The sequence below is a fragment of the Streptomyces sp. GbtcB6 genome (assembly GCF_019091475.1).
Taxonomy (GTDB): Bacteria; Actinomycetota; Actinomycetes; order Streptomycetales; family Streptomycetaceae; genus Streptomyces; species Streptomyces hyaluromycini.
The window spans coordinates 17,432-40,331 of the sequence record NZ_JAGXJL010000054.1 but is presented as its reverse complement, the minus strand read 5'-3'; the positions used below and the strand labels follow the sequence as shown (position 1 = coordinate 40,331).

At 70.5% G+C, this 22,900-nt stretch carries 15 protein-coding genes; 8 read left to right on the top strand and 7 right to left on the bottom strand.

Features of this window, described 5'->3' with window-relative positions; genetic code table 11:
* The first annotated feature begins 185 nt into the window (after nt 1-185).
* From KVT45_RS45735 to KVT45_RS45725, 3 genes are all read left to right on the top strand, one after another.
* Entirely contained in the window at nt 186-1,076 is an 891-nt protein-coding gene (locus KVT45_RS45735; RefSeq protein WP_217555772.1) for a hypothetical protein, read from the top strand.
* Between the two features lie 549 nt (nt 1,077-1,625).
* A complete protein-coding gene (locus KVT45_RS45730; RefSeq protein WP_217555771.1) occupies nt 1,626-2,144 on the top strand; it encodes an adenylate kinase in 519 nt (172 codons plus the stop codon).
* Nucleotides 2,145-2,274: 130 nt separating this feature from the next.
* Nucleotides 2,275-3,171, top strand: coding sequence for a helix-turn-helix transcriptional regulator (locus KVT45_RS45725; RefSeq protein ID WP_217555769.1), 897 nt, complete (start codon nt 2,275-2,277; stop codon nt 3,169-3,171).
* 10 nt (nt 3,172-3,181) lie between these two features.
* Here KVT45_RS45725 and KVT45_RS45720 read toward each other — a convergent pair whose 3' ends face one another.
* The gene (locus KVT45_RS45720; RefSeq protein WP_217555767.1) at nt 3,182-4,216 is read right to left on the bottom strand and encodes an alcohol dehydrogenase catalytic domain-containing protein; all 1,035 of its coding nucleotides are present in this window, start codon (nt 4,214-4,216) and stop codon (nt 3,182-3,184) included.
* Nucleotides 4,217-4,368: 152 nt separating this feature from the next.
* Nucleotides 4,369-4,632 carry a hypothetical protein gene (locus tag KVT45_RS45715; protein WP_217555765.1) on the bottom strand — a complete coding sequence of 88 codons (264 nt, stop codon included), beginning with the start codon at nt 4,630-4,632 and terminating at the stop codon, nt 4,369-4,371.
* Nucleotides 4,633-4,653: 21 nt separating this feature from the next.
* Between KVT45_RS45715 and KVT45_RS45710 the strand changes: the two genes are divergently transcribed.
* Complete coding sequence (locus tag KVT45_RS45710) at nt 4,654-5,556, top strand: helix-turn-helix transcriptional regulator (RefSeq protein ID WP_217555763.1); 903 nt, start codon at nt 4,654-4,656, stop codon at nt 5,554-5,556.
* A gap of 154 nt (nt 5,557-5,710) precedes the next feature.
* Here the strand turns inward: KVT45_RS45710 and KVT45_RS45705 are convergent, their stop codons facing one another.
* Entirely contained in the window at nt 5,711-9,178 is a 3,468-nt protein-coding gene (locus KVT45_RS45705) for a DNRLRE domain-containing protein (RefSeq protein WP_217555761.1), read from the bottom strand.
* A gap of 305 nt (nt 9,179-9,483) precedes the next feature.
* Between KVT45_RS45705 and KVT45_RS45700 the strand changes: the two genes are divergently transcribed.
* From KVT45_RS45700 to KVT45_RS45685, 4 genes are all read left to right on the top strand, one after another.
* Nucleotides 9,484-16,668, top strand: coding sequence for a ricin-type beta-trefoil lectin domain protein (locus KVT45_RS45700; RefSeq protein WP_254648328.1), 7,185 nt, complete (start codon nt 9,484-9,486; stop codon nt 16,666-16,668).
* A gap of 28 nt (nt 16,669-16,696) precedes the next feature.
* A complete protein-coding gene (locus KVT45_RS45695; protein WP_217555758.1) occupies nt 16,697-17,419 on the top strand; it encodes a hypothetical protein in 723 nt (240 codons plus the stop codon).
* A gap of 146 nt (nt 17,420-17,565) precedes the next feature.
* A complete protein-coding gene (locus KVT45_RS45690; RefSeq protein WP_217555756.1) occupies nt 17,566-18,537 on the top strand; it encodes a chlorophyllase in 972 nt (323 codons plus the stop codon).
* A gap of 156 nt (nt 18,538-18,693) precedes the next feature.
* Nucleotides 18,694-19,734: a helix-turn-helix domain-containing protein gene (locus KVT45_RS45685; protein ID WP_217555754.1), complete on the top strand. Its 1,041-nt coding sequence runs from the start codon at nt 18,694-18,696 to the stop codon at nt 19,732-19,734.
* Between the two features lie 66 nt (nt 19,735-19,800).
* On the opposite strand, the gene KVT45_RS57880 is transcribed toward KVT45_RS45685, so the two are convergent.
* Genes KVT45_RS57880 through KVT45_RS45665 form a run of 4 tightly spaced genes read right to left on the bottom strand, consistent with a single transcriptional unit; the run spans nt 19,801 to nt 22,812 of the window.
* A complete protein-coding gene (locus tag KVT45_RS57880) occupies nt 19,801-20,550 on the bottom strand; it encodes a D-Ala-D-Ala carboxypeptidase family metallohydrolase (protein WP_217555753.1) in 750 nt (249 codons plus the stop codon).
* 45 nt (nt 20,551-20,595) lie between these two features.
* Complete coding sequence (locus KVT45_RS45675) at nt 20,596-21,015, bottom strand: hypothetical protein (RefSeq protein WP_217555751.1); 420 nt, start codon at nt 21,013-21,015, stop codon at nt 20,596-20,598.
* 26 nt (nt 21,016-21,041) lie between these two features.
* Entirely contained in the window at nt 21,042-21,428 is a 387-nt protein-coding gene (locus KVT45_RS45670; protein WP_217555749.1) for a hypothetical protein, read from the bottom strand.
* Nucleotides 21,429-21,465: 37 nt separating this feature from the next.
* The gene (locus tag KVT45_RS45665; RefSeq protein WP_217555747.1) at nt 21,466-22,812 is read right to left on the bottom strand and encodes a GH25 family lysozyme; all 1,347 of its coding nucleotides are present in this window, start codon (nt 22,810-22,812) and stop codon (nt 21,466-21,468) included.
* Between the last annotated feature and the right edge of the window lie 88 nt (nt 22,813-22,900).

The window sequence follows — 22,900 nt, the reverse complement described above, 5'->3', positions numbered from 1 at the left end:
CCCGTCCCCCACCGTCACCCGCATGGCGGCACAGCACGCTGACAGGGCTGCTTCACGGAAGCTTCACCCCGCGAGCGGCACATGACTTATCCCGCGCCGGTTGTCTGGCGGGCGACAACCCGTGAGCCGTGGCAAAGGTGGGTCCAGGCACGTGACCCGGCGCCATGACGACAAGGAGTCCGACCTTGAACAAAACCGAAGTCCTCACCGAGCTGGACGGCGCCGGCACCGGCAAGTCCGTGATGAAGAAACTGCCGGAGGTGACCCTGGCCTTCTGGGTCATGAAGACCGCCGCCACGACCCTCGGCGAGACTGCCGGTGACCTGTTCGCCCAGACGCTCAAGCTCGGCTACTTCATCACCACGGTCCTGCTCTTCCTCATCTTCGTGGTCACACTGGTCGTCCAGCTCAGGTCCCTGCGCTACAACCCCTTCTTCTACTGGACGGTCATCCTGTCCACCAGCATGGCCGGGACCACCATGTCCGACTTCATGAACCGTGACACGAGCTACCTCTCCGGCGGAGCCACGTCGCTCGGTTGGGGGCCACAGGGCCTCGGACTGGGATACCCCGTCGGCGCCGCGATCCTGATCTCGATCCTGATCGCCATCTTCGCCGTCTGGAAGTACACCGGGATGACCTTCGTCATCCGCGACATCGTCAGCTTCCGCGGGGAGGCGCTGTTCTGGTCGGCGATCCTGGTCTCCAACACCCTGGGCACCTCGATGGGCGACTTCCTGTCCGACAGCTCCGGACTCGGATACGCGGGCGGCGCCCTCCTGATCTCCGGGCTGCTCGCCGTGCTGCTGGTCCTGATGCGGGTGCCCGCGGTGCCCAACGTCGTACTGTTCTGGGTCGCCTTCGTCCTCACCCGGCCGCTCGGGGCCACGGCCGGTGACTTCCTCACCAAGCCCGTCGCCAAGGGAGGACTCGATCTCGGAACGGCCGGCTCCTCGGCCGTGCTTCTGGCGATCCTGGTCGGCCTGATGGGATACGCCCATCTGGAGGAGCGGAAGAAGACCGACTTTCGCCGGAACGTCACCGAGTTGGACCAGGACAGCCGGCAGGCTTCCTGACGACGCATCCCCGTCAGCGCGCGAGCAGGCCGAGCGCCCAGGCCAGGCCCGCGTGCACCGTCCGGGCCACGCGGCTCGCCGCGGTGTCGTCCGTCAGCGGCCGATACGCTGCTCGCAGACGTCTGGCCTGCGACAACGGCCACAGCGACTCTGCCCCTGAGACCGGGGCGGAGCCGTCGTGCGGTCGAAGGGGAATCCGCTGCCGGCTTGGGGACGGTCCCGAACCGTGGCGCGCCGGTCCCGGCTTCCTCACCGCGGGTGGGGAAGCGGTAGTCGGGATTGGGGATCGTGTGGCCGCCGCCCGGAGACCGTGAACGCCACGACGAAGGCCTTGCCGGGCTGGGTGTAGCGGGTCTCGATCACCGAGGTGCCGTCGGGTCGCTTGTGCCGGCGAGGAGAAGCACGGGCAGGGGGTGCTTCGGCTCCGCGCGCATGAACATCGCCACCTGATCCGCGGCATCCACCCCGACTGCGGCCGCCGGCAAGCTGACCTGCCCACGGGGGCAGCGCGGGAGCGTTCATGCCAAGGTGCCGGGATAGGGTGCACCCGTGGAACGGATCTTGGTGGTGGGTGTCACCGGTGCGGGCAAGTCCACACTCGCCCAGACCTTGAGCAGCCGTCTGGGCCTGCCGTACCACGAGATGGACGCGGTCTATTTCAACGGCCCCGACTGGGCCGTCAATGACAAGTTGACCGAAGACGTGTCGAGGATCGCTGCCGGGTCTCGCTGGATCATCGACTCTCTCGGCTATCCGGAAGTCCGTGACCTGCTGTGGGACCGGGCCGACACCGTGATCTGGCTGGACTATCCCAGGCGCGTCATCATGCCGCGCGTGCTGCGCCGGTCCTTCCGGCGCACCGTCACACGCGAGGTCCTCTTCGGCGGCAACAGGGAGACCTGGACGGGCTGGCTGAGCCGGGAACACCCGGCCTGGTGGTCCTGGTCGCAACACGGGGCCCGCCGCCGCGAAGTCGAGCGCCGTATCCGCGATCCCCGCTTCGCCCCTCTCGACGCCCTCCGCTTCGGCCACCCCGATGACATGGCGGCCTGGCTGGCATCCCTCTGATCCGGCAGGCCGGCCGGCTGGGCCGGGCCCGCGGGCAACCGGTCGGCCGGCACCGCATCGCGGTGCCCCGGGTGGGACAGGCGTACGCGGGGGCAGATCGGGCGATGACTCCGGCTGCATACTGGACCACATGGCGCGTGAGCAGCGGAACGCCGACGGCAGCGGGCTGGGGATCTTCCTCCGCACCCGCCGGAGCCAGGTGACGCCGCAGGACGTCGGCCTGGCGACGGGCGCCGGGCTGCGGCGTACGCCGGGGCTGCGCCGGGAGGAGCTGGCCACGCTGGCCGGGATCAGCATCGACTACTACGCGCGCCTGGAGCGCGGCCAGGAGACCAACCCCAGTCCTGCCGTCGTCGATGCCCTCGCTCGTGCCCTCCGGCTGGGCGCCCACGAGCATCGGCATCTGCGCGATCTCGCCGAGCGGGCCGACAGGAGGTCCGCGCCGGAACTGCCGGCCGCATCCGAACGGACCGTGCGGCCCGACATCGAGCTGATGCTGGAGAGCCTGCGGCCCAACCCCGCGTACGTGATCAGCCGCACGATGGACATCCTCGCCGGCAACCCCGGCTCGGTCCGCCTGTTCGCGGGGACCGAGGACTGGCCGGCAGAGCGGCGCAACGCCCTGCGCTACCTCTTCCTGGACCCGCATGCGCCGAAGCTGTTCGCCGACTGGGACGAGCAGGTCCGCACCTGCGTCGGCCGCATCCGCGCCCTGGCCGGCACCGAACCGGACACGCCCGGCCTGGCCCCGCTCATCGACGAACTCATGCTGGAAAGCCCGGAGTTCGTGCGCCGTTGGAGGGACTACGACGTGCAGCCGCACCCGCGCGGCGACAAGACCTTCCACCACCCGGAGGTCGGCGACCTCACCCTCGGCTACCAGTCCATGCAGCTCGACGGCACCCCCGGCGACCGCCTCGTCGTGTTCTTCGCCGCACCCGGCACCCCCGACCACGACAAGATCCTCCTCCTCGACGGGGCCGGCGCCGGGGCCGCCGCACGGTCCGCCGAGGAGAAGCAGGGCTGACCCCCGTCCGTCAGGGCTTGATCAGGACCTTCAGTGCCTCGCGGCCGGCCATCGCGCGGTACGCGTCGGGGGTGTCGTCCAGGTCCATGGTGCGGTCGAAGACGCGGCCCGGCTCGATCTTCCCCTCCAGGATGTCGGGCAGCAGTTCCTCCATGTAGGCGCGGGCCGGGGCCACGCCGCCGGTGAGGGTGACGTTCTTCGCGAAGTCCATGAAGCCGAAGGGGATCTCGCCGTACTGCGGCACGCCGACCCGGCTGATCGCGCCGCCGGGCCGGACCACGCCGAGGCCCGTCTCAAGCGCCGACAGCGCGCCGACGCATTCGAGCACGGCGTGGGTGCCCATGCCGCCGGTCAGTTCCCGCACGCGGGCGATGCCTTCCTCGCCGCGTTCGGGAACGACCTCGGTGGCCCCGAACTCGACACCCAGGTCGGTGCGGTCCTTGTGCCGGCCCATCAGGATGATCCGCTCGGCTCCGAGCCGCCTGGCGGCCAGTACGGCGGACAGGCCGACCGCGCCGTCGCCGATCACGGTGACGGTGGTGCGCTCGTCGACTCCGGCCTTGACCGCGCTGTGGTGGCCGGTGCACAGGACGTCGGAGAGGCTCAGCAGGGAGGGCAGGAGGGCGGAGTCCTCGGCCACCGGCAGCTTGACCAGGGTGCCCTGGGCCTGTGGGACGCGGACCGCCTCGCCCTGGCCGCCGTCGACCCCGTTCGGGCCCCACTGGCCGCCGTGCGGACAGACCACGTGCAGGCCTTCCCGGCAGAAGACGCAGGTGTTGTCCGCCCACAGGAAGGGCGCGACCACCAGGTCACCGGCCTTCACCCCGGACACTTCGGAGCCGGTCTCCTCGACGATGCCGAGGAACTCGTGTCCCATGCGCCGGCCCTCTTCCGTGGCCGGCATGGAGGTGTACGGCCACAGGTCGCTGCCGCAGACACAGGCGAGTACCACCCGGACGATCGCGTCGGTGGGGTTCTGGATCTTCGGGTCCGGGACGTCCTCCACGCGGACGTCGCGGGCGCCGTACATCACTGTCGCTCGCATAAGAGTCTTCCGATCTTGCTTGAACTGAAGGGGAGTTGACGGAGCACCGGCCGATCAGCAGCGGCCGCCCTCCGGTGCGGGCAGCGCATCCGGCCCGGCCGGCTCCGGTGCAGAGGCGCCGAGTGCCTTCCGGCTCTTGGAAGAGGGGTGGGTCAGAGGTTGATCAGTCGGCTCGTCTCCGCTTCGAGGCGGTCGCCCGCGGCCACCGCCTCGACCTCGGCGACGAGGGCCAGGTTGCGCCGGAGGTTCTCCTCGGTGAAGCGCGGGTTGGTCGGACGCCGGAGGGTCGACGAAGAGGGGATCCGCGACCTGGCCCAGCCTGCCCGCCCGCAGCGCCGCGTGGCAGGCCGTGTCGTGCCGGGCAGTGGCGTTCCGTGCTGTGACAGGGCACCCCACGCGCCGGCCGCGCAGGTCACAGGCCCGGCAGACTGGACGGTATGACACGTGAGCGGCAGCAGCAGCCTGCCGGTGGTGGCACCGAGCTGGGGCGTTACCTGCGGGCTCGCCGGGCCCAGGTGACCCCCGCCGAGGCGGGACTGTCTCCCGGCGCCGGACTGCGCCGCACCCCGGGGCTGCGCCGCGAGGAGCTGGCCACCCTGGCCGGGGTCAGCATCGACTACTACGCCCGGCTGGAGCGCGGCACGGAGACCCGCCCCGGCCCGTCCGTCATCGACGCACTCGCCCGCGTCCTCCTGCTGACGGAGGACGAACACGAGCACCTGCGCAGCCTCGCCGTCCGTGCCGCCCGGACAGCACCCGAACCTCCCGTCGCCCCCAGCAGGACCGTGCGGCCCGCTGTCACGCTGCTGCTGGAGAGCCTTCGCCCGGGCCCCGCGTATGTCGCCGGTCGCACCAACGACCTGCTGGCCTGGAACCCCGCCGGGCTGGCGTTGTTCGCGGGCATCGAGGACTGGCCGGTCATACAGCGCAACCTCGCCCGCTACGCCTTCCTCCACCCCGCCGCCCGCGAACTCTTCGCCGACCGGGAGCACACCCTGCGCGGCTGCGTCGCCCGCCTTCGCGCCCTGGCCGGCACCGACCCCGACGCACCCGACCTGGCCGTGCTCGTCGGCGAACTCCTGCTCAAGAGCCCGGACTTCGCCCGGCTGTGGGAGCGTTACGACGTCAAGGCGCATGCGTTCGGACGCAAGACCTACCACCACCCCGACGTCGGAACCTTCACCCTCGGCTACCAGGGGATGCAGCTGGAGGGCACCCCCGGTCATCGCCTGGTCACCTACCACGCCGAGCCCGGCACCCCGGCCCATGACGCGCTCGTCCTCCTGGACCTGACCGCGCACAAGCCGGCCGCGCACGACACCCGGCCACCCCCTCGGTGAGCATGGCGGCGACCTGACGGTGGAGTGAGGGTCACCACGCCGTGCCTGTCGGCCTGGCGCCGGTATGTTCTCGATTCCGATGCCGTGCGCACGACGCCGACGCGCACCGGAGGTTCCGTGCGCGTCGGCGTCGTATGCGGTGTCCGGCGGTGCGTCAGCCGACCGTCAGTTTGTTCTTCCAGCCGATGCCGTCGCCGTTGCCGACGATCTCCGTACCGGAGCCGCTGAGTGCCGTGCGGCTGCCGGAGTAGAAGCGCACGGTGCCGTCCACTCTGAGCGTCCAGATGTCGGGGATGCCGTCCCCGTTGGCGTCCGGGGTGCCGAAGAGCAGCCTGATGCTGGAGCTGCCCCAGCCGGAGGCACCGTACTCGGTGTCCACGCCTCCGGAGGAGGCGGCCGCCGAGGCGAGCGAACCGGTGTCGACCCCGCCGGTCGCGGTGTCCTTGATGCCCTTGCGCAACAGCAGCCGTCCGCTGGCGTCCGAGCGGTAGACGAAGTCGGTGACGCCGTCGCCGGAGATGTCCTGGGCGGTGACGAGGTCACGCTCGGTCCAGGCCGACGCGGACAGTCGCCGGGCCTCGTCCACGGTGGCGCCGTTGTACCCGATCAGCGCCCACAGCGCGTCGCCGACCGTGAGGAAGAAGTCGGGCCTGCCGTCGCCCGTGGCATCGCCGGCCGAGACGATCTGGGTGATCGTCGAGGGATCCGGTGCACCGGCCGGCAGCAGGATCTCGTGCCGCCTGCCGATGTCGACGGCGCCGTAGCCGTCGCCCGGGTACACCCACAGCCTGCCCTCGCGCACCGCGATGAGGTCCTGCAGGCCGTCACCGCCGTAGACGTCGCCGAGGTGGGCGATGAGGGTGTTCTTCCAGTAGCCGGAAGAGGGACGGGAGTACAGGGGCAGGTCGTCGCCGTTCGGGTCCTTGTCGCTGTTCTCCTGGTAGGCGCCGGACATGGAGTAGCCGAGGGCGCCGGTGCCCTTGGAGCCGTCGACGGTGCCCTTGTCCGGGTACATGCGCAGGTTGCCGTTGGCGTCCACGACCATGAGGTCGGGGAAGCCGTCGCCGGTGAAGTCTCCCGGCGCGTCGGCCGTGTCGCGCGGGGTGACGTAGAAGAAGTACTTCCGTGGGTCCGACACGTTCCCGGCGTCGTCCACGGCCCGTACGTAGAGCACGTTCGGCCCGGCGAGCGGCGGCTTCGCGCCGGAGTAGGCGGTCAGGGTGGAGGTGGCGGCGCCGTTCGTCCGCGACACGGAACCGGTGTACGAGGCGGAGTTGTAGCCGTACTCGTACTTGACCACGTCGGTCTGCGAGGCCTTGAAGGTGAAGGAGCCCGTCGTGCCGAACTTGACGGTGGACCAGGTGGAGTCCTCGTCCGCGTTGCCGAAGCCGTCGTCCTTCGCGTCGGCGTCGGGGAACGTCGTGGAGGTGACCACGGGCGGGGTGGGCCGGGAGCTGTCGAAGACGAACCGGCACGGCGTCTTCGACGGCGCGTAGGCGGAGGTCGCTCCGCGCTTGTCCACCGCCTTGACCCGCCAGGAGTACTTGACGCCGTTCTTCAGGCCGCTGGTGGAGAACGGGTCGGTGTGCACGCGGGCCGAGTCGGTCTGACTGCCGACCGTGACCTTGGACTTGGCGCCCAGCAGGTTTCCGCTGCCGCCGGTCGGCCACAGTTCGAAGCGCAGCGAGTCCAGGTTGGCGTCCTTGTCGCTGCTGTTCGCCCAGAAGGTGATCGAGGACGCGCCGACGTTGACGTAGGGCGAGGTGGTGTCGCAGGACAGGTCCGGGTCGAGGTCCAGGTGCGAAGGGGCGGCCGGCGGGCGGTTGTAGACCAGCTCGACGTACGGGTCGTTGCCGCCGTCCGCCTGGAACTTCTTCCACGAGTACGCCGAGTCCTCGTCACCGGCCCGGAGGCCGATGGTGAGGGTGTCCCAGCCGTGCGCGATCGCCTTCTGCGCGGCCGGCTTGACGTCGAACGCCTCGTAGTCGTCGGGGCAGCTCGAGGACCGGTAGCCGTGCGCGAAGCTCTTGCTCGCGAGCTTGTTGCCCGCCGTCATTCTCGGGGCGTTGCGCCAGGTCGTCTTGTTGCTGATCGCCCCGGTCAGATACACGTTCATGGTGCGGGCACTGCACGACCACGAGTAGGTCTCCAGCGCGTGCAGCTTGGCGCTGATGACGGTGGCGCCCTTCAGGTCCGGGTTCCAGTCGATGCTGAAGAACGACCGCGAGGTCCCCCAGGTGTCCGACTCGAAGCCCACGCGCGCTTCGTGCGTGCCCTTGTTGAAGTTGCGTCCGTTGTAGAAGTTCGCGTTGGGGTGGCGGCTGTAGGCGGTGGTCCAGTCGTTGGTGTGCTTGCTGACCGACGGGTCGATGAAGACCGGGTAGACCGTGTCGGGGTCGGTCAGGAAATCCTGGTCCGGCGTCAGGGACCAGGTGGAGCCGTCGAGGTCGGCCGTCACCAGGGTGCCGCGGGAGTCGGGCTGCGGGCCGGCCAGCGAGGGCAGGTCCAGGGTGGCGCCCGCTCCCGTGTGGGTCGGCTCGGGCGAGGGCTCGGCGGGAACGGACGGTGCGGCGCTCTCGCTCTCCCCGGCGGAGGCGTCGGGAGCCTCGTCGGTGGCGTCGGGCAGCACCTCGTCGTCGACGTCACCGTCGTCGCTGTCGTCGACGGAGTCGCTGGGCTCGGGGGAGGCGGTGGGTGACTCCGAGTCGTCCGGAGCGGCGGTGGCGTCGCCGGACAGGCTCTCGGCGGCGGTCGGTGCCGCGCTCGTGCCCGCCTGACCGTCGGTCAGGGCAGGAGTTCCGGAGCTGTCCCACATCAGCGGCGTCGGTGAGATCGCCGCCTCCTCGCCGTCGGCGTCCCGGCCGCTGACGATGCCGGTGGTGGGGTCCAGACTGAAGGTCAGGTCGGGGGAGGTCAGCCCGTAGGCCAGCCGCGCCACCCGGGGATCGGCCGCCGCCTGCCGGGTCTTGACCACCAGCAGCTGGGCGAAGCCCCCGTCGTCCGCCGTCAGCACCAGGTCGGCGCCGGGGATGATCTCCGGGTACAGCGCGCGCGAGCCGTCGATCACCGGTGCCGGGATGGTGCCCGGCCAGGTCAGCTGGACGGTGTGCGCCCCGGTCGTGAGGGTCACCAGAGGGCTGCCGGTGTCGGCGGCCGCGGCGAGCAGCGAGACCCTGCGCACCCCGGCCGCCCGGTCGGCACGCGCGGAGGCGGCGCGGGAGCCCGCCGAGAACGTGAGCCCGACGTTGGTGGCGCGTGGCGACCAGCCATGTCCGGTGCGGACCAGCGTGGTGTCGATCGGCTGCCAGCGGCCGTGGGCCCTGGCACGGACCGGCGTGGCGTGCACGCGCCGCTGCAGCAGCCCGTCGGGCCGCGCCCAGGTCGTCTCGTACGCCGTGCGCAGCGCCGTCACCTCGACCGGCCTGCCGGACCTCGCCGCACGCGAGGCGGCCTCGGCCTCGGTGACCGGTGCGGCCGCGCGGGCCGGGTGGTCGCTGCCGCGGTGCCGGTCCCCGCCGGTGCCGGTCAGCCCCGCGTACGTCAGGCCGCCGACCGTGGCCAGGGCCACGACAGCCGCGGCCGCGGCCCGGCGGGCGCGCAGGCGCCGCCACTTGCTGGTCATGAACGAGTCTTCCTTCCCCCTCGGACAACGGCTGCAGATCATGACCTACGGGAAGGCGCCCGTCACGCCTGTGTCTTGAACCGATGGCCGCGATAGGGCTCCGGGGGCGTCGGAGCATCCCGATTGACGCTCCTTTGACTGTTACATGACGTGATCATTGCCACATGATCACAGGGAACTCTGGATTTCTTCATGGCGTGACCACAGAATCTGGCCGATCTTGAAGTGGCTTCACCTGCGGTCAACCCAGGCGCCACTCCACCTTGTTTCGGGTCGACCGGGGGATTTTCGCCGTGCCCTTCTTCATGTCCGCGCACCGGCGCAGACGCCGTTCCGCCGTGTTCGCGCCGGTGGCCGTGGCAGTGGCGCTCGCCCTGCTGCCCACCCAGGCGTTCGCCTCGCCGCCGGACCCCACCACCGCCGACGCCCCGCGCGAGGACGTCGACCTGGTGAAACTCACCGACGACGAGGCGATCGCCGGCACCACCCGGGACCCCGGCCTCGACAGCATCCGCACGGACCAGCCCACCGACCAGACCGAGGCGCCGTCCGGCACCACCACCCCGGCCCCGTCCGGCACCGCCCCGGTCAGCTTCGGCACCGGCACCACCACCCAGCAGACCGCCCTGCGCACCGGCGGCTCAGCCACCGCCACACAGACCGACTACCTTCCCGCCGGCCCCCTCCCGGTCAAGCTGGGCCAGGCCCCCGACGCCCCCGCCCCCAGCGGCACCTGGCAGGTCGGCGTCTTCGACCGCGCCGCCCCCGAGGCCCAGGGCGTGGACGGCACCCTCGTCAAGGTGACCGCACCGACGACGGGCTCGGTGCCGGTCTCGCTCCAGCTGAGTTACAAGACGTACGAGAACCTCTACGGCGCCGACTGGGCCTCCCGGCTGCAGTTCGTCCAGTTCCCCGAGTGCTACCTGACCACCCCGGACGCCGAGGCGTGCCAGCAGTACACCGAGCTGGACACGGTCAACGACCCGCAGGCCAAGACCGTGACGGCCACCGTCGACACCGCGGCCGACGGCACGGTCGGCCAGGCCGCCGCGAGCGGTTCCGGCTCCTCCGGCTCCGGTGTCGCGCAGGCCTCCTACGTGCAGCCGGCCGCCGCGAGCGGTGACAGCGCCGTCGTCGGGGCCGTCGACTCCGGGTCCGGCCCGGCCGGCACCTTCAAGGCCACGCCGCTGACCACCGACGGCAAGTGGGCCTCGGGCGACTCCTCCGGCGCCTTCACCTGGTCCTATCCGCTCCAGGTGCCGCCGGCGCCCGCCGGCCCCCGGCCGGAGATCTCCTTCGACTACAACTCGCAGACGGTGGACGGCAGAACGGCCACTTCCTCGCCCCAGTCGTCCTGGATCGGCGAGGGCTGGAACTACGACCCCGGGCACATCGAGCGCCGCTACCGCACCTGCAAGGACGACCGCGAGGACATCGCCGCCGGTGCGCCCAACAACAAGGACAAGAAGTACAAGACGTCCGACCTGTGCTGGGTGTCGTACAACGCCGTGCTGTCGCTCGGCGGCCGGACCACCCAACTGGTGCGGGTCGGTGAGACCAGCAGCTACCGGCTGGAGAAGGACGACGGCACCAGGGTCGAGCTGAAGACCGGCGGCGACAACGGCGACAACGACGGCGAGTACTGGGTCGTCACCACCGCCGACGGCACGCAGTACTACTACGGCCTGAACAAGGTGGGCGGCGGCCACGCCGACACCGACTCCGTCTTCACCGTCCCCGTCTTCGGCAACCACCCGGGCGAGCCCTGCCACAAGGACGCCTTCGCCGACTCCCGCTGCACCGCGGGCGACGGCACCAAGCAGCAGCAGGCCTGGAGCTGGGGCCTGGACAAGGTCGTCGACGTGCACGGCAACACCATGGTCGTCACCTGGCACAAGTCGACCAACTACTACGCCGTCAACAAGAAGTTCACGACGCCCGAGAAGTACGTCCGCGGCGGCTACCCGGACACCATCGAGTACGGGATGCGCCCCGACAACCTCACCAGCCCCGCCGCGAAAATAGTCTTCGACGCCGTGCAGCGCTGCGTGGAGACCGACGGCTCCTGCGCCGCCGACAAGTTCGACGACACCAAGAACCCCGCCTCCTACCGCCCCTGGTGGGACAGTCCCGGCAACCTCAACTGCAAGTCCGACTCCAAGCTGTGCCCGGCCTTCCCGTCGTTCTGGATCCGGATGCGGCTGGGCACCGTGACCACCTACGCCGCCCGCCCCGGCGGCAGCGGCCTGGCGCGCGTCGACACCTACACGCTCCACCACTCCTTCCCGCGCGACTGGTACAACACCTCGCCCGGGCTGTGGCTGGACTCCGTCACCCGCACCGGCTACGCGCCCGGCGACACCACCGGCACCCTGCTGACCACGTCCGGTGTCAGCTTCGGGCCGTACGTCGTCAGCAAGGACGACCCGCTCGGCGGCTACCTCAAGGACCAGCAGCTGCCCAACCTGGTCCCCCGCTACAAGGGCGACCCGCGGCCCGGGTTCACCCGGCCCCGCATCGGCACGGTGTCCACCGAGAACGGCGGCGACGTCGAGGTCGTCTACCGCGGCGGCTGCCGCACCGAGCCGTCCGTCGACCCCGCCGACAACCACGGCACCTGCTACCCCGTGCGCTGGTCACCGGACGCGGAACAGGCCAAGCCCCCGCTCGCCTGGTTCAACAAGTACGTCGTCGACTCGGTCACCGAGATCGACAAGATCTCCGGTGTCTCGGACCGCGTCACCACCAAGTACGCCTACAGCGACGCGGCCTGGGGCCAGGACGACGACGAGCTCACCAAGCCGAGCCTGCGCACCTACAGCGTCTGGCGCGGCTACCAGAAGGTGGCCACGTACCGCGGCGCGAAGAACGGCGGCACCACCGTGGGCGTCCCGCAGACCCAGTCGTACGGTGTCACCCGCTACTTCCGCGGCACCGGCGGCGCGGTGAAGGACTCCACCGGCGCCGTCACGCTGGCCGCCGACGACGCGCCGCAGTACGCCGGTATGGCGGCCGAGACCCTCACCTACGACGGCACCGGCGGCCGGCTCCTCAAGCGCACCCTGAACTACCCCTGGTCGAACCAGACGGCCTCCCGCACCCGGGACGGCGGACTCGACCCGCTCCTCGCCCACCAGGTCGACGTCCGGCGCACGGACGCGATCCAGACGGTCGACTCCAGCTGGCAGGCGGTGCGCACCGAGACCGAGTTCGAGACCGGCCACGGGCTGCCGTGGCAGGTGCAGACCGCCGTCGTCAAGCCCGACGGCAGCGGCGAGAAGCTCAGCGACTACACCTGCGCCCGTACCGACTACGTCAACAACGAGGACGCCAACCTCATCGGCCTGCCCAAGCAGGTCCGTATGACGGCGACCTCCTGCGACGGCTGGGCGACCGCCGACCCGGCGACGCAGCTGATGAACGCCACCCGCACCAGTTACGACAACGGCGCCTGGGGCGCGACCCCCACCAAGGGCCTGCCCACCAGCACCGCCAACCCCGACGGCACCGGCGTCGGCTACTCGGTGGTGACCGGCCGCAGCTACGACCCGCTCGGCAGGCCGCGCAAGATCACCGACCCGCTCAAGGGCGTCACGGAGACCCAGTACACGCCCGCCGACATCGGCGGACCGGTCACCGCGATCAAGACGATCAACCCCAAGGGGCACGCCAGCACCACCACCTACGACCCGGGCCGCGGCCTGGCCCTGACGGTCACCGACACCAACGGACACGTCTCCCGCAGTGAGTACGACGCCCTGGGCCGGCTGACCAAGGGCTGGTCGGCGTCCCGCTCCTCGGGCGACAGGTCCCCGGACGTGATCATCGGTTACCAGATGGCCGCCGTCACCTCCAGCGCGACCAAGCCCACCGCGGTCACCGTGCAGACCGTCAAGGACGACGGCACCTACGCCAAGCAGGTCACCCTCTACGACGGCCTGGGCCGCCAGTTCCAGGTCCAGAGCGAGGCGCACGGCCCCGGCCGCGTCATCGTCGACACCCGCTACGACGACCACGGCCTCGTCCGCGACCAGACCGGCGACTACCTCGCCAAGGGCGAGCCCGAGGCGGCACAGTTCAAGCCCAAGAGCCTCAGCCTGGTACCGAGCATGACCCGGACCACGTACGACGGCCTGGAGCGCCCGGTGAAGACGACCGCGCTGCACAGCGGCACGGCCGTCTACTCCGACACCACCAGCTACGGCGACAACTGGACGCTCGCCAAGCCCGCCGGCGGCGCCACCCCCGCGACGAAGACGACCACCGACGCCCTCGGCCGGGCCACCCGCGTCCAGCACTTCACCAACAAGGACCTCAGCGACTGGCGCAGCACCTGGTACGGCTACGACGCCCGGGGCAACCGCACCTCCGTCAAGGACCACCTGGGCAACCTCTGGACCTACACCTACGACGCGCGCGGAAGGCTCACCACCTCCACCGACCCGGACCTCGGCACCTCGTCCTTCGAGTACGACGACCTCGACCGGCAGACCAAGGCGTCCGACGCGAACCAGAAGACGACCTACACCAACTACGACGCCATCGGCCGCGTCACCTACGTGCGGGAGGGCTCGCCCACCGCGGCGCCGGTCAAGGAGTTCACCTACGACCTGCCCGGAGCGGCCGGCAAGCCCGCCTCCTCCATCCGGCACGACGCCACCGGCGACTACGTCGACTCGGTCACCGGCTACGACAGCGAGTACCGGCCGACCGGGCGCGAGATCGTCGTACCCGCGCAGGCCGACACCACCGGTCTGGCGGGCACCTACCGATACGAGTACGCCTACACGCCGACCGGCAAGCCGCTCAGCGTCACCCTGCCGGCCGTCGGCGGCCTCGCCAAGGAGAAGGTCGTCACCCGCTACGACAGTGACGGCCTGCCCCAGTCCACCTCGGGCCTGACCTGGTACACCTCCGACGTCACCTACTCGCCCTACGGCGAGCCGCTGCGCACGGTCAGCGGCGCGCAGCCCTACCGGGTGTGGACGACGAACTTCGTCGACGAGCACACCGGCCGCGTCCAGCGCACCGTGTGGGACCGCGAGACCGACGACTCCCACCGGATCTCGGACTCCTACTACTCCTACGACCGGGCGGGCAACGTCACCTCCAGCGCCCGCAAGCAGACCACCGGGTCGACGAGCACCTGGGACACCCAGTGCTTCACCTACGACTACCTCGGCGAGATGGTCCAGGCCTGGACCTCCTCGGTGGCCGTGGGCACCGCGGGCACCGGCTGCAAGTCCACGAGCGGCACCGCCTGGGGCTACCGGCAGGACGGCCAGTCCTCGGCCGGCCCCATCGCCGAGGCACCGGACTCCGCCACGGACGCCACCGCGCCCGACACCGACATGGCGGCCTCGCTGAACGCCGCCGCACCCGCCACCGGCACGGTGTCCGGCGACACCACCGCCTACTGGCAGTCCTTCACCTTCGACGCGATCGGCAACCGGTCGAGCCTCACCGAGCACGACCCCGCCGACACCACGAAGGACGTCAGGAGCGTCTACGGCTACGGCACCCAGGGAACCGGCGGCACGCTCGCGCAGCCGCACACCCTGACCAAGGTCACACCGGCCACGGGCACCGCGTCGAGCTACACCTACACCGCGGTCGGCAACGCCGAGACCAGGACGCTGCCCGGCGGCACGCAGAACCTCGTCTGGAACGCCGAGGACAAGGTCACCGAGGCCAAGGGCTTCGGTGACGGCGCCGGAGCGGTCGTCGGCCTGTCCGGCAAGTGCCTGGACGACGCCGGCGCCCTGACCACCGACGGCAACCCCGTCCAGCTCTACCGGTGCAACAACTCCCGCGCCCAGCAGTGGCGGACGACCGGCGACACCCTGCGGATCCTCGGCAAGTGCGCGAGCGCCTCCGGGACCGCGAACGGCACCAAGATCCTGCTGGCCTCCTGCGACGGAGGCAGCGCGCAGAAGTTCACCGTCCGCACCTCCGACAAGAGCCTCTACAACCCCGCGTCCGGCAAGTGCGTCGACGTGCCGAGCTCCAACGACGCGGACGGTACCGACCTGCAGCTCTACACGTGCAACGGCAGCGCGGCCCAGCAGTGGACGCCGGCCGACCGGACGACGTACGTGTACGACGCCGCGGGCAACCGCCTGCTGGAGCACACCGCCGCGGGCAGCGTGCTCTACCTCGGCGAGACCGAGGTGAGCGCGGACATCAAGGGCAACATCGTCGCGGCCTCGCGCGGTTACTCCCACTCCGGGGCGCCCACCGTGGTCCGTTCCACCAAGTACGGCAGCACGACGGGCCACCGGCTGAGCATCCTGCTCACCGACCAGCTCGGCACCTCCACCACCGCGGTGGACGAAGCCAGTGGACAGCCCGTCACCCGCCGCTTCTCGAAGCCCTTCGGCGAGACGCGCGGCAGCCAGCCGTCCAGCTGGCCCGACCGGCGTTCCTACCTGCGCACAGGTGTCGACGACACGGCGACCGGCCTCACCCACCTCGGCGCCCGCGAGTACGACCAGTCCACCGGCCGCTTCCTCTCCGCCGACCCGGTCATCGACCCGTCCGACCCGCTGCAGATCAACGGCTACGCCTACGCCGACAACAACCCGGTCACCAAGAGCGACCCGGACGGCCTGCAGGCCATCGAGTGCTGGGAGGGCACGGCGGTGTGCCGCGGGGGAGTGCCGGTCGCGGCGCAACCCCCGAAGGAGATCGATTCGGATCACGCGCTTACTCAAGGCACGGTAAACGGCCGCCGGGTCATCTACGACGAGCGCGGCGTCCCGCACACACTGGGCGCGCGGACGAACAACGTCTCGGAGCAGGTCGCGTTCGACTACATGAACGAGGACCTGAGCTTCGGCGGCAAGTACTACGACGGTTCCAAGAACGGCAGTGGCTCCCGGTACCTGTGGCAGGACGACAAGGGCGTCATCCCCAGGAAGGGATTGATGCACGGCGCCAACGGCGACCATGTCGCGGCCGGTGCCACGGCGGACTTCATCAAGGTCACCTGGAAGAACGGCAAGATCGTGGCCGTCGATGTCTGGGACGCCAACGAGAGCAACGCCAAGGTGTTCAACGCGGACGACGTCGCCAAAACGGTTTCCAACAAGATGAACACCACCAGCACCGGCAAGGCCCAGACCCAGAACACCGTCTACGTCGCGAAGAGCCAGGCCGAGGCGGAGGCGATCCGGGACAAGTTCGTCGGCAACAAGCACGTGCGCGTGATCTGGCCGGACGGCGCTTTCGACACGCAACGCGTGCAGCCACTGGTCCGCAAGGTCCCCGGTGGGACCGTCCGGATCACCCCCGGCGAGGTCACCGGGAAGGCTCCCAGCGTGCCCGATGTGCCGTCGGAGCCCAGGTCGGGCGGGGGAAGCAGAGTGGGTAAGCTCATGGGCGGTCTCGGCGTCGTCGGTGATCTGTACATGATCTGGGACGCGACGCGCTCGTGGCAGCGGGGCTGCGACGGATGGCTCGTTTCCTGTGACCCGCCGCCGATGGCATGAGTGCGCAGAGAGACCGAGGAAAAGGGCCATGGCGAAAGAGCGAGTGACGGTGTGCGTCCCCCCGTGCGACCCGGGGGACGTCGTCCGGGCGATCAGCGCGGCGATGGCGCCGTACGACTACAACCGTGACGTCGGAGTCGGCGATCCGGATGTCGAGACGTGGTGGGACTACTGGCGGATCGACGGCGGGGGCTTCGAGTTCCTGGTCGTCCCGGGGTACGAGGACGACCCGCGCCTCATCCGGGGTGCCGAAACCCTGTCCGGAGAGCCGCGCAATGTCCCGCCTTCACTGTGCGACGGCGGCCCGCGAGCACTGCTGGATCTCGAAACGCCGCGTGCGCGGGCGGCCGCCGAGGCGCTCAGGACCTTCGAGGCATGGCAGGAGTTCGCCTCCGCCTACCCGCCCGCCCGCGCCTTCGGTGACTTCCGGGCCCGGCACCTCGCCGACCCCGAGAGCTATTCGCAGGCACAGGCAGTGGAGGACTACCGCGCGCAGCCGGTCGTCGCGGCGCTCCTGGACAACCCGGAACTGAAGGACGTCGTGGGCGGCAACCCGATCGCCCGCCTGGGCGGCGACCTCGACACCCTGGTGCGCCACGCCATGGACGCCGTCCTGCCCTCGCATGCCCTGCTGACCCTGGACGGACGCTGGCTGGACGTCGCGAACGACGAGCGGCGCCGCTACTTCAACGACTACCTCGACGTACTTCCGGCCGACGCGTACGCCGTTCGCGTCCTGTACCACGGATGAGGTCCGCCTCCTGGCTTCCTTCCGGCGTCGCTTGACAAAGCGGGACGCTGTTCCGGATAGTAATCGGGACAGTGTTCCGTTTCGTTCGGCTGCGGCCGGGCGCGCCTGACCGCCGAGGCGCAGGACGCAGGAGGGAACCGCTCGCCATGAGTGCATCCACCGACACCACCGACATCACTGACACCTTCGGTCCGCCCGCTCCCGTGCTGTCGTACAGCCCGGTGACGCTCTCCGTGCCCGGGCGGCCCGTGGAGCTCCAGGTCCGGGTCTCCGCGCCCGCGACCGGGACCGGCCTGCCCGTCGTCCTGTTCTCACACGGCCACGGCGGCTCCAACAACCTCTCCTCGCTGAACGGGTACGCACCCCTCGCCAACCTCTGGGCGGCAGCCGGATTCACCGTCGTCCAGCCCACCCACCTCAGCTCCCGGACCCTGGGCCGGCGACTCGCCGGTGCCCCCGGAGCCCCCTTCTTCTGGCGCTCGCGCGCCGAGGACATGAGCCATGTCATCGACCGGCTCGACGAGATCGAGAACACCGTGCCGGGGCTCGCCGGACGCCTCGACCACGACAGGATCGCGGTCGCCGGGCACTCCCTCGGCGGACACACCGCGAGCCTGCTGCTGGGCGCCCGGATCACCGACCCCGACACCGGGACGGAGGCGGACCTGAGCGAGCCCCGGATCAAGGCGGGTGTACTGCTGGCGGCGCCCGGCAGAGGCGGCGACATCCTCAACGGACCGATGGCCGACAAGGTGCCGTTCTTCCACACCACCGACTTCTCCGCGATGACCACACCCACCCTGGTCGTCGTCGGCGACAAGGACGACTCCCGGCACTTCACCGACATCGGCCCCGACTGGCACGCCGACCCCTACCGCCTCGCCCCCACCCCCAAGACCCTGCTCACCCTGTTCGACGCCGAGCACCTGCTCGGGGGCATCTCCGGATACGACGCCGACGAGACCACCGACGAGAACCCCGGGCGCGTCGCCGCCCTCGGCCACCTCACCGCGGCCTACCTGCGCACTCAGTTGCGGCCCGACCGCCACGCCTGGCAGGCGGCGTGCGAGGCGCTGACGACCGGGACCGCCCCGGCCGGACGCGTCGAGTGCAAGTAGACCGCACGGGGCATGGCAGGTTTGTATGACGACTTGTCAAATTAGGTCGCTAAAAAGGGCGTTGGTGGTCGCATCTTGGCAACGGAAGGGCATACGCGCTCCTTTCCGGCGGTGTAGCTTCTACCCGTCAGTAGAGGCTTGAGCAACGGGGGACGTGTGGTTGCCTCTCCGCATACCGAGAAGTTCGCCGCCCACCTTCGGATGCTGAAGGACCGCAGTGGCCGGGGATACGACCGCCTCGGCAAGGAGGCGGGCGTCAGCGGTTCCAGTCTGCATCGGTACTGCTCCGGCCTCAGCGTCCCGGTGGACTACCGCGTGGTGCACGCCTTCGCCAAGGTGTGCGGCGCCGACGCGGAGGAACTCCGCGAACTCCACCGGCTGTGGGCGCTGGCGGACACCGACCGGGATGCGCCGGCCGCGGCTGCCGAGGAGAGCGTGCCGGCGAGCGGGCAGGCGAGCGCCGCACCGGATGACGTCACCCCGCCGGAGACCGGGCGGCCGCGGCGGTTCCGGGTGCCCGAGAAACTGTCCCCCCGTGTCGCGGTCCTGGCCGCCGTGGTCGCGGTGGTGCTGGTGGCCGGCTTTGTCTGGCTGCCCGGCAGCAGCTCCGACGGTGCCGCACCGGCGGCCGGCGACAGACTGCTGGACTCCACGGCGTGCAGGACCGTGAGCATGGGGCAGCACGACGCCTGCGTGCGCGAGGTCCAGACCCTGCTGGCGCGGGCGAAGGGCAAGCTCGCCGTCGACGGGGACTTCGGGCCGGAGACCCTGCGCAGGGTGACCGCGTTCCAGGTGCTGGCGGGTCTGCCGGCCACCAACGTGGTCGACGACGCCACCAAGAAGGCGCTCTACGAGCAACAGGTGAGCATGACGACCTGGCCGCCGGCCAGGGTGGCGAAGCGGATCCGTGAGGTGTTCGTCGAGGATCCCGGCACCGCCGTGGCCGTCGCCCGCTGCGCGTCGTTCCTCGACCCGCTGTACGTGCTGCCGAACACCAACGGCAGCCGCAACTGGGGCGTGTTCCAGATCTCCGACGCCCGTCTGCAGGACCTCGACGGCACACCGCTGCGGGCGTTCGACCCGGACTGGAACATCAGGGCGGCCCACCGGCTGTGGAGCGTCCGGCACGACTTCCACGACTGGCCCTCCTGCGAGGCGGCGCTGAAGAGCACACCGAAGAGCACACCGAAGAAATGAAGCCCGGAGCTCCGGGTACCGAAGCGGCGGTACCCGGAGCTCCGCTCCCCCCCCGGGGGGGCGGCGTCAGACCGTGCCGTTCTCCCACCACCAGTCACGGCCGAGGTCGGCCCTGCTGTCGACGTGCTGGTGGTCGACGGTGTACGTCTCCAGTCCGGAGAACCCGCAGGTCTCCGCCTTCTGGTAGACGGTCTTGGTGGCCACCCCGGGCACGTCGAGGTCGGCCGCGGTGCCGTACAGGTGCATGCTGTCGCTGGCCCCGCCGATCTCGGCGTTGTGCGCGATGCTGCGGAAGCCGGAGTTGACCGTGATCGGCTTGTCGCCCAGCTTCTTGCGCAGCGCCTCCAGCTTGTACATGCAGCGGCGGACGTTCTCCTTCACCTGCGACGCGCTGAGCTTGCCGCCGTTGAAGGTGCCGTCCGTCTGGTTGTAGAACTCGGTCCAGTTGAAGTGGAGCGTGGAGCCGTCCGACTGCTCCAGGGCGTTGAGCTTCGCCTGGGTGTTGGGGCCGACACTGGCGTCGGCCGTGAGGCCGTACGCGGTCTGGAACCGGCGTACGGCCGCCGCCGTACCGGGGCCGAAGTCCCCGTCGATGCCCACCCGGCTGTGGCTGGCGCTGTCCGCCGCCCAGCCCGCGACCCGGATCTGCAGTTCGGTCACGTCGGCGCCGGTGGCGCCCTGCTCCAGGGTGCGAGACCAGGAATAGGCCTGCGCGGTGCCCGAGAACAGCAGCTGGCCGAAGGCGATGCCGGCGCCGGCGGCCAGCGTGCCGCGCAGCATGGTGCGGCGGTCTATGGGACGGAAGGAGGAGGTCATGGTCGTCCTTTCGGGAACGTTCGGTAGCGGTGGCGCGGGCAGAGGTCAGTACGCGATCTGGAACGTCACGTTCTGCGCGTCGGTGTCGTAGGGGCCAACGCGCAGGACGAAGTGGGTGCCGTCCTTGACGTCGGTGGCGACGGTCGCCCATTCGGTACCGTGGAGGGAGTAGGTGTCGTCGTTGTTGCACTTGCTCGTGTGGTCGACGAACACCACGCAGGCGTACAGGAACACCCCCGCCGGGCTGTCCGTGAGGAGCCTCATGTTGATGTCGTTGCACCGCGAGGACGTCGTATAGGTGCCGTAGGACACGGGCGACGTGGAGTAGTGGTACGTCAGGGTCTTGGCGCCGCCGTAGCAGCTGGTCGCGGTGGCCGAGGACTGCGCCGAGGCGGGTGCGACGCCCACGCCCAGCAGCGCGGTCGCGGTGAACAGAGCCGAGGCGAACGCCCTGTTTCTGGTCATGGTGGTCTCCGTTCGGGTGCGGGGGGTCAGAAGGCGATCTGGATGGTGGCGGAACTGCCTTCCAGATCAACGCCGTTGGGCACGGTGAACTTGGTCCCGTCCAGGACGTCGGTGGCGATGGTCGTCCAGCTCCAGCCGACCCTGGTCCAGCGGTTGCAGACGCCGGTCTTCGCGAACTTCACGCAGGCGACGACGTACTCCGCGTCGCCGCCGATGACGCGCATGTTGATGTCGTTGCAGCGGCTCGTGGTCCAGTACGGGCCGAAGTCGAGCACGTCCCCGTAGTGCACCGTGACTGCTCCGCCGTAACAGCTCGTGGCGGTGGCGGTGGCGGCCGAGGCGGGCGCCGGGACGGTGAAGCCCAGGGTGACGAGCAGGGCGACGAGGGACGCGCGGGCGAACCGGGCGGTCATGGGATTCTCCTCGGTACGACGACGGGGGCGGCCAGGATCACCGGTTGGCCAGCCGGTCCAGGTCGGCCTGGGTGCCGTTGAACACGTCCGCGGTCGCCGGGGCCTTGATGCCCGGGAACAGTGCGGCGTCGGTGTACTGCCACATCGCCCAGGTCGCCGAACCGGTCGGCAGCGGCGGCTGGGTGATCGACTGCCGGTAGTCGGCGAGTTGCAGCGGATACCGGGCGAAGGCGGTGGTCGAACCCAGGCAGTCGTCCAGGAAGGACTTCTGGGTGTAGATGACCGGCGTACGGCCGAAGGCCGCCTCCACCTTGTCGAGCCACGCCTTGGCGTCGGCCACCGTGCCGTAGGTGGGACAGCGTCCGGTGCCGTCGTCCATGCGCTCCAGGTCGAACACCGGCGGCAGGTCGCCCGCGCGCTGCCCGGTGTAGCCGGTCGCCCGCACCGCGGCGATGAACCGGTCGGCCTGCGCGGCGCCCGTGTCGGGCGCGGTGCCCGTGTAGAAGTGATAGGGCGCGACGGCAAGTCCCGCCGCCCTGGCCGCCGGCAGGTCGGTGGCGAGGTACTCGTCGGTGACGTTCAGGCCGCGGGTGGCCTTGACCGTCGCGAACTCGACACCCGAGGCCCGTACGGCCTTCCAGTCGATCGGCGCGCCGCCGGGGTGCTGGTACTTGGCCGTGTCCAGGCCGTCGACCGGGTAGCCGGCGGGGCGCGGTGGCGTGCAGTACGTGTTACGACTGGACCAGTCCACCAGCTTCGCCCAGGTGTTGGGGCCCACGACGCCGTCGGCGCTGAGGCCCGTGCAGTGCTGGAGTTCGACGACCCGGGCCTCGGTGCCGCCGCCGAAGTCGCCGTCGATCGTCAGCGGCGGGTAGTGGAACGGCTCCATGGCCAGGTTCAGTCGGCACTGCACTTCCTTGACCTCGACGCCGTTCGCGCCCTTGCGCAGCGTCGGGCGCGTGTCGGTGTGGCCGCACACGGCCGTCTGCGCCGTGGCCGACGTGCCCTGGGTGGCGCAGGTGTGCGGTTGTGCGGCCCAGGTGTTGAGCGCCGCCCAGGTCTGCGGGCCGAGCACACCGTCCACGCTCAGCCCGGCACACGCCTGGAACTCCTTGACCCGCGTCTCCGTCGCGGGTCCGAACGAGCCGTCCGCCGCGATCGGCGTGTACCGGCTCGGCTTCGTCGCGAGATCGAGTTCGCACTGCGCCTCGACCGTCGGGTCCCCCGTCGATCCCCGCTGCAGCGTGGGCTGTTCGCTCGTGTGCCCGCAGACCGCGACCGCGGTGGCCGCGGACTGGGCCGCGTGCACCGCGGCCGGCCCGTACAGGGGCAGGACCGCTGCCACGGCGAGGGTCAGACCCCGCAGAAGCGTCCTCCGTCCCATCTGTGTTCCCCCTCTGTGAGTGGCCGGGAGCTCCCGGCGGGGGACATGCTGGCAGCGGCCGTCCCGAAGTCCGACGCCGCTCGACCGG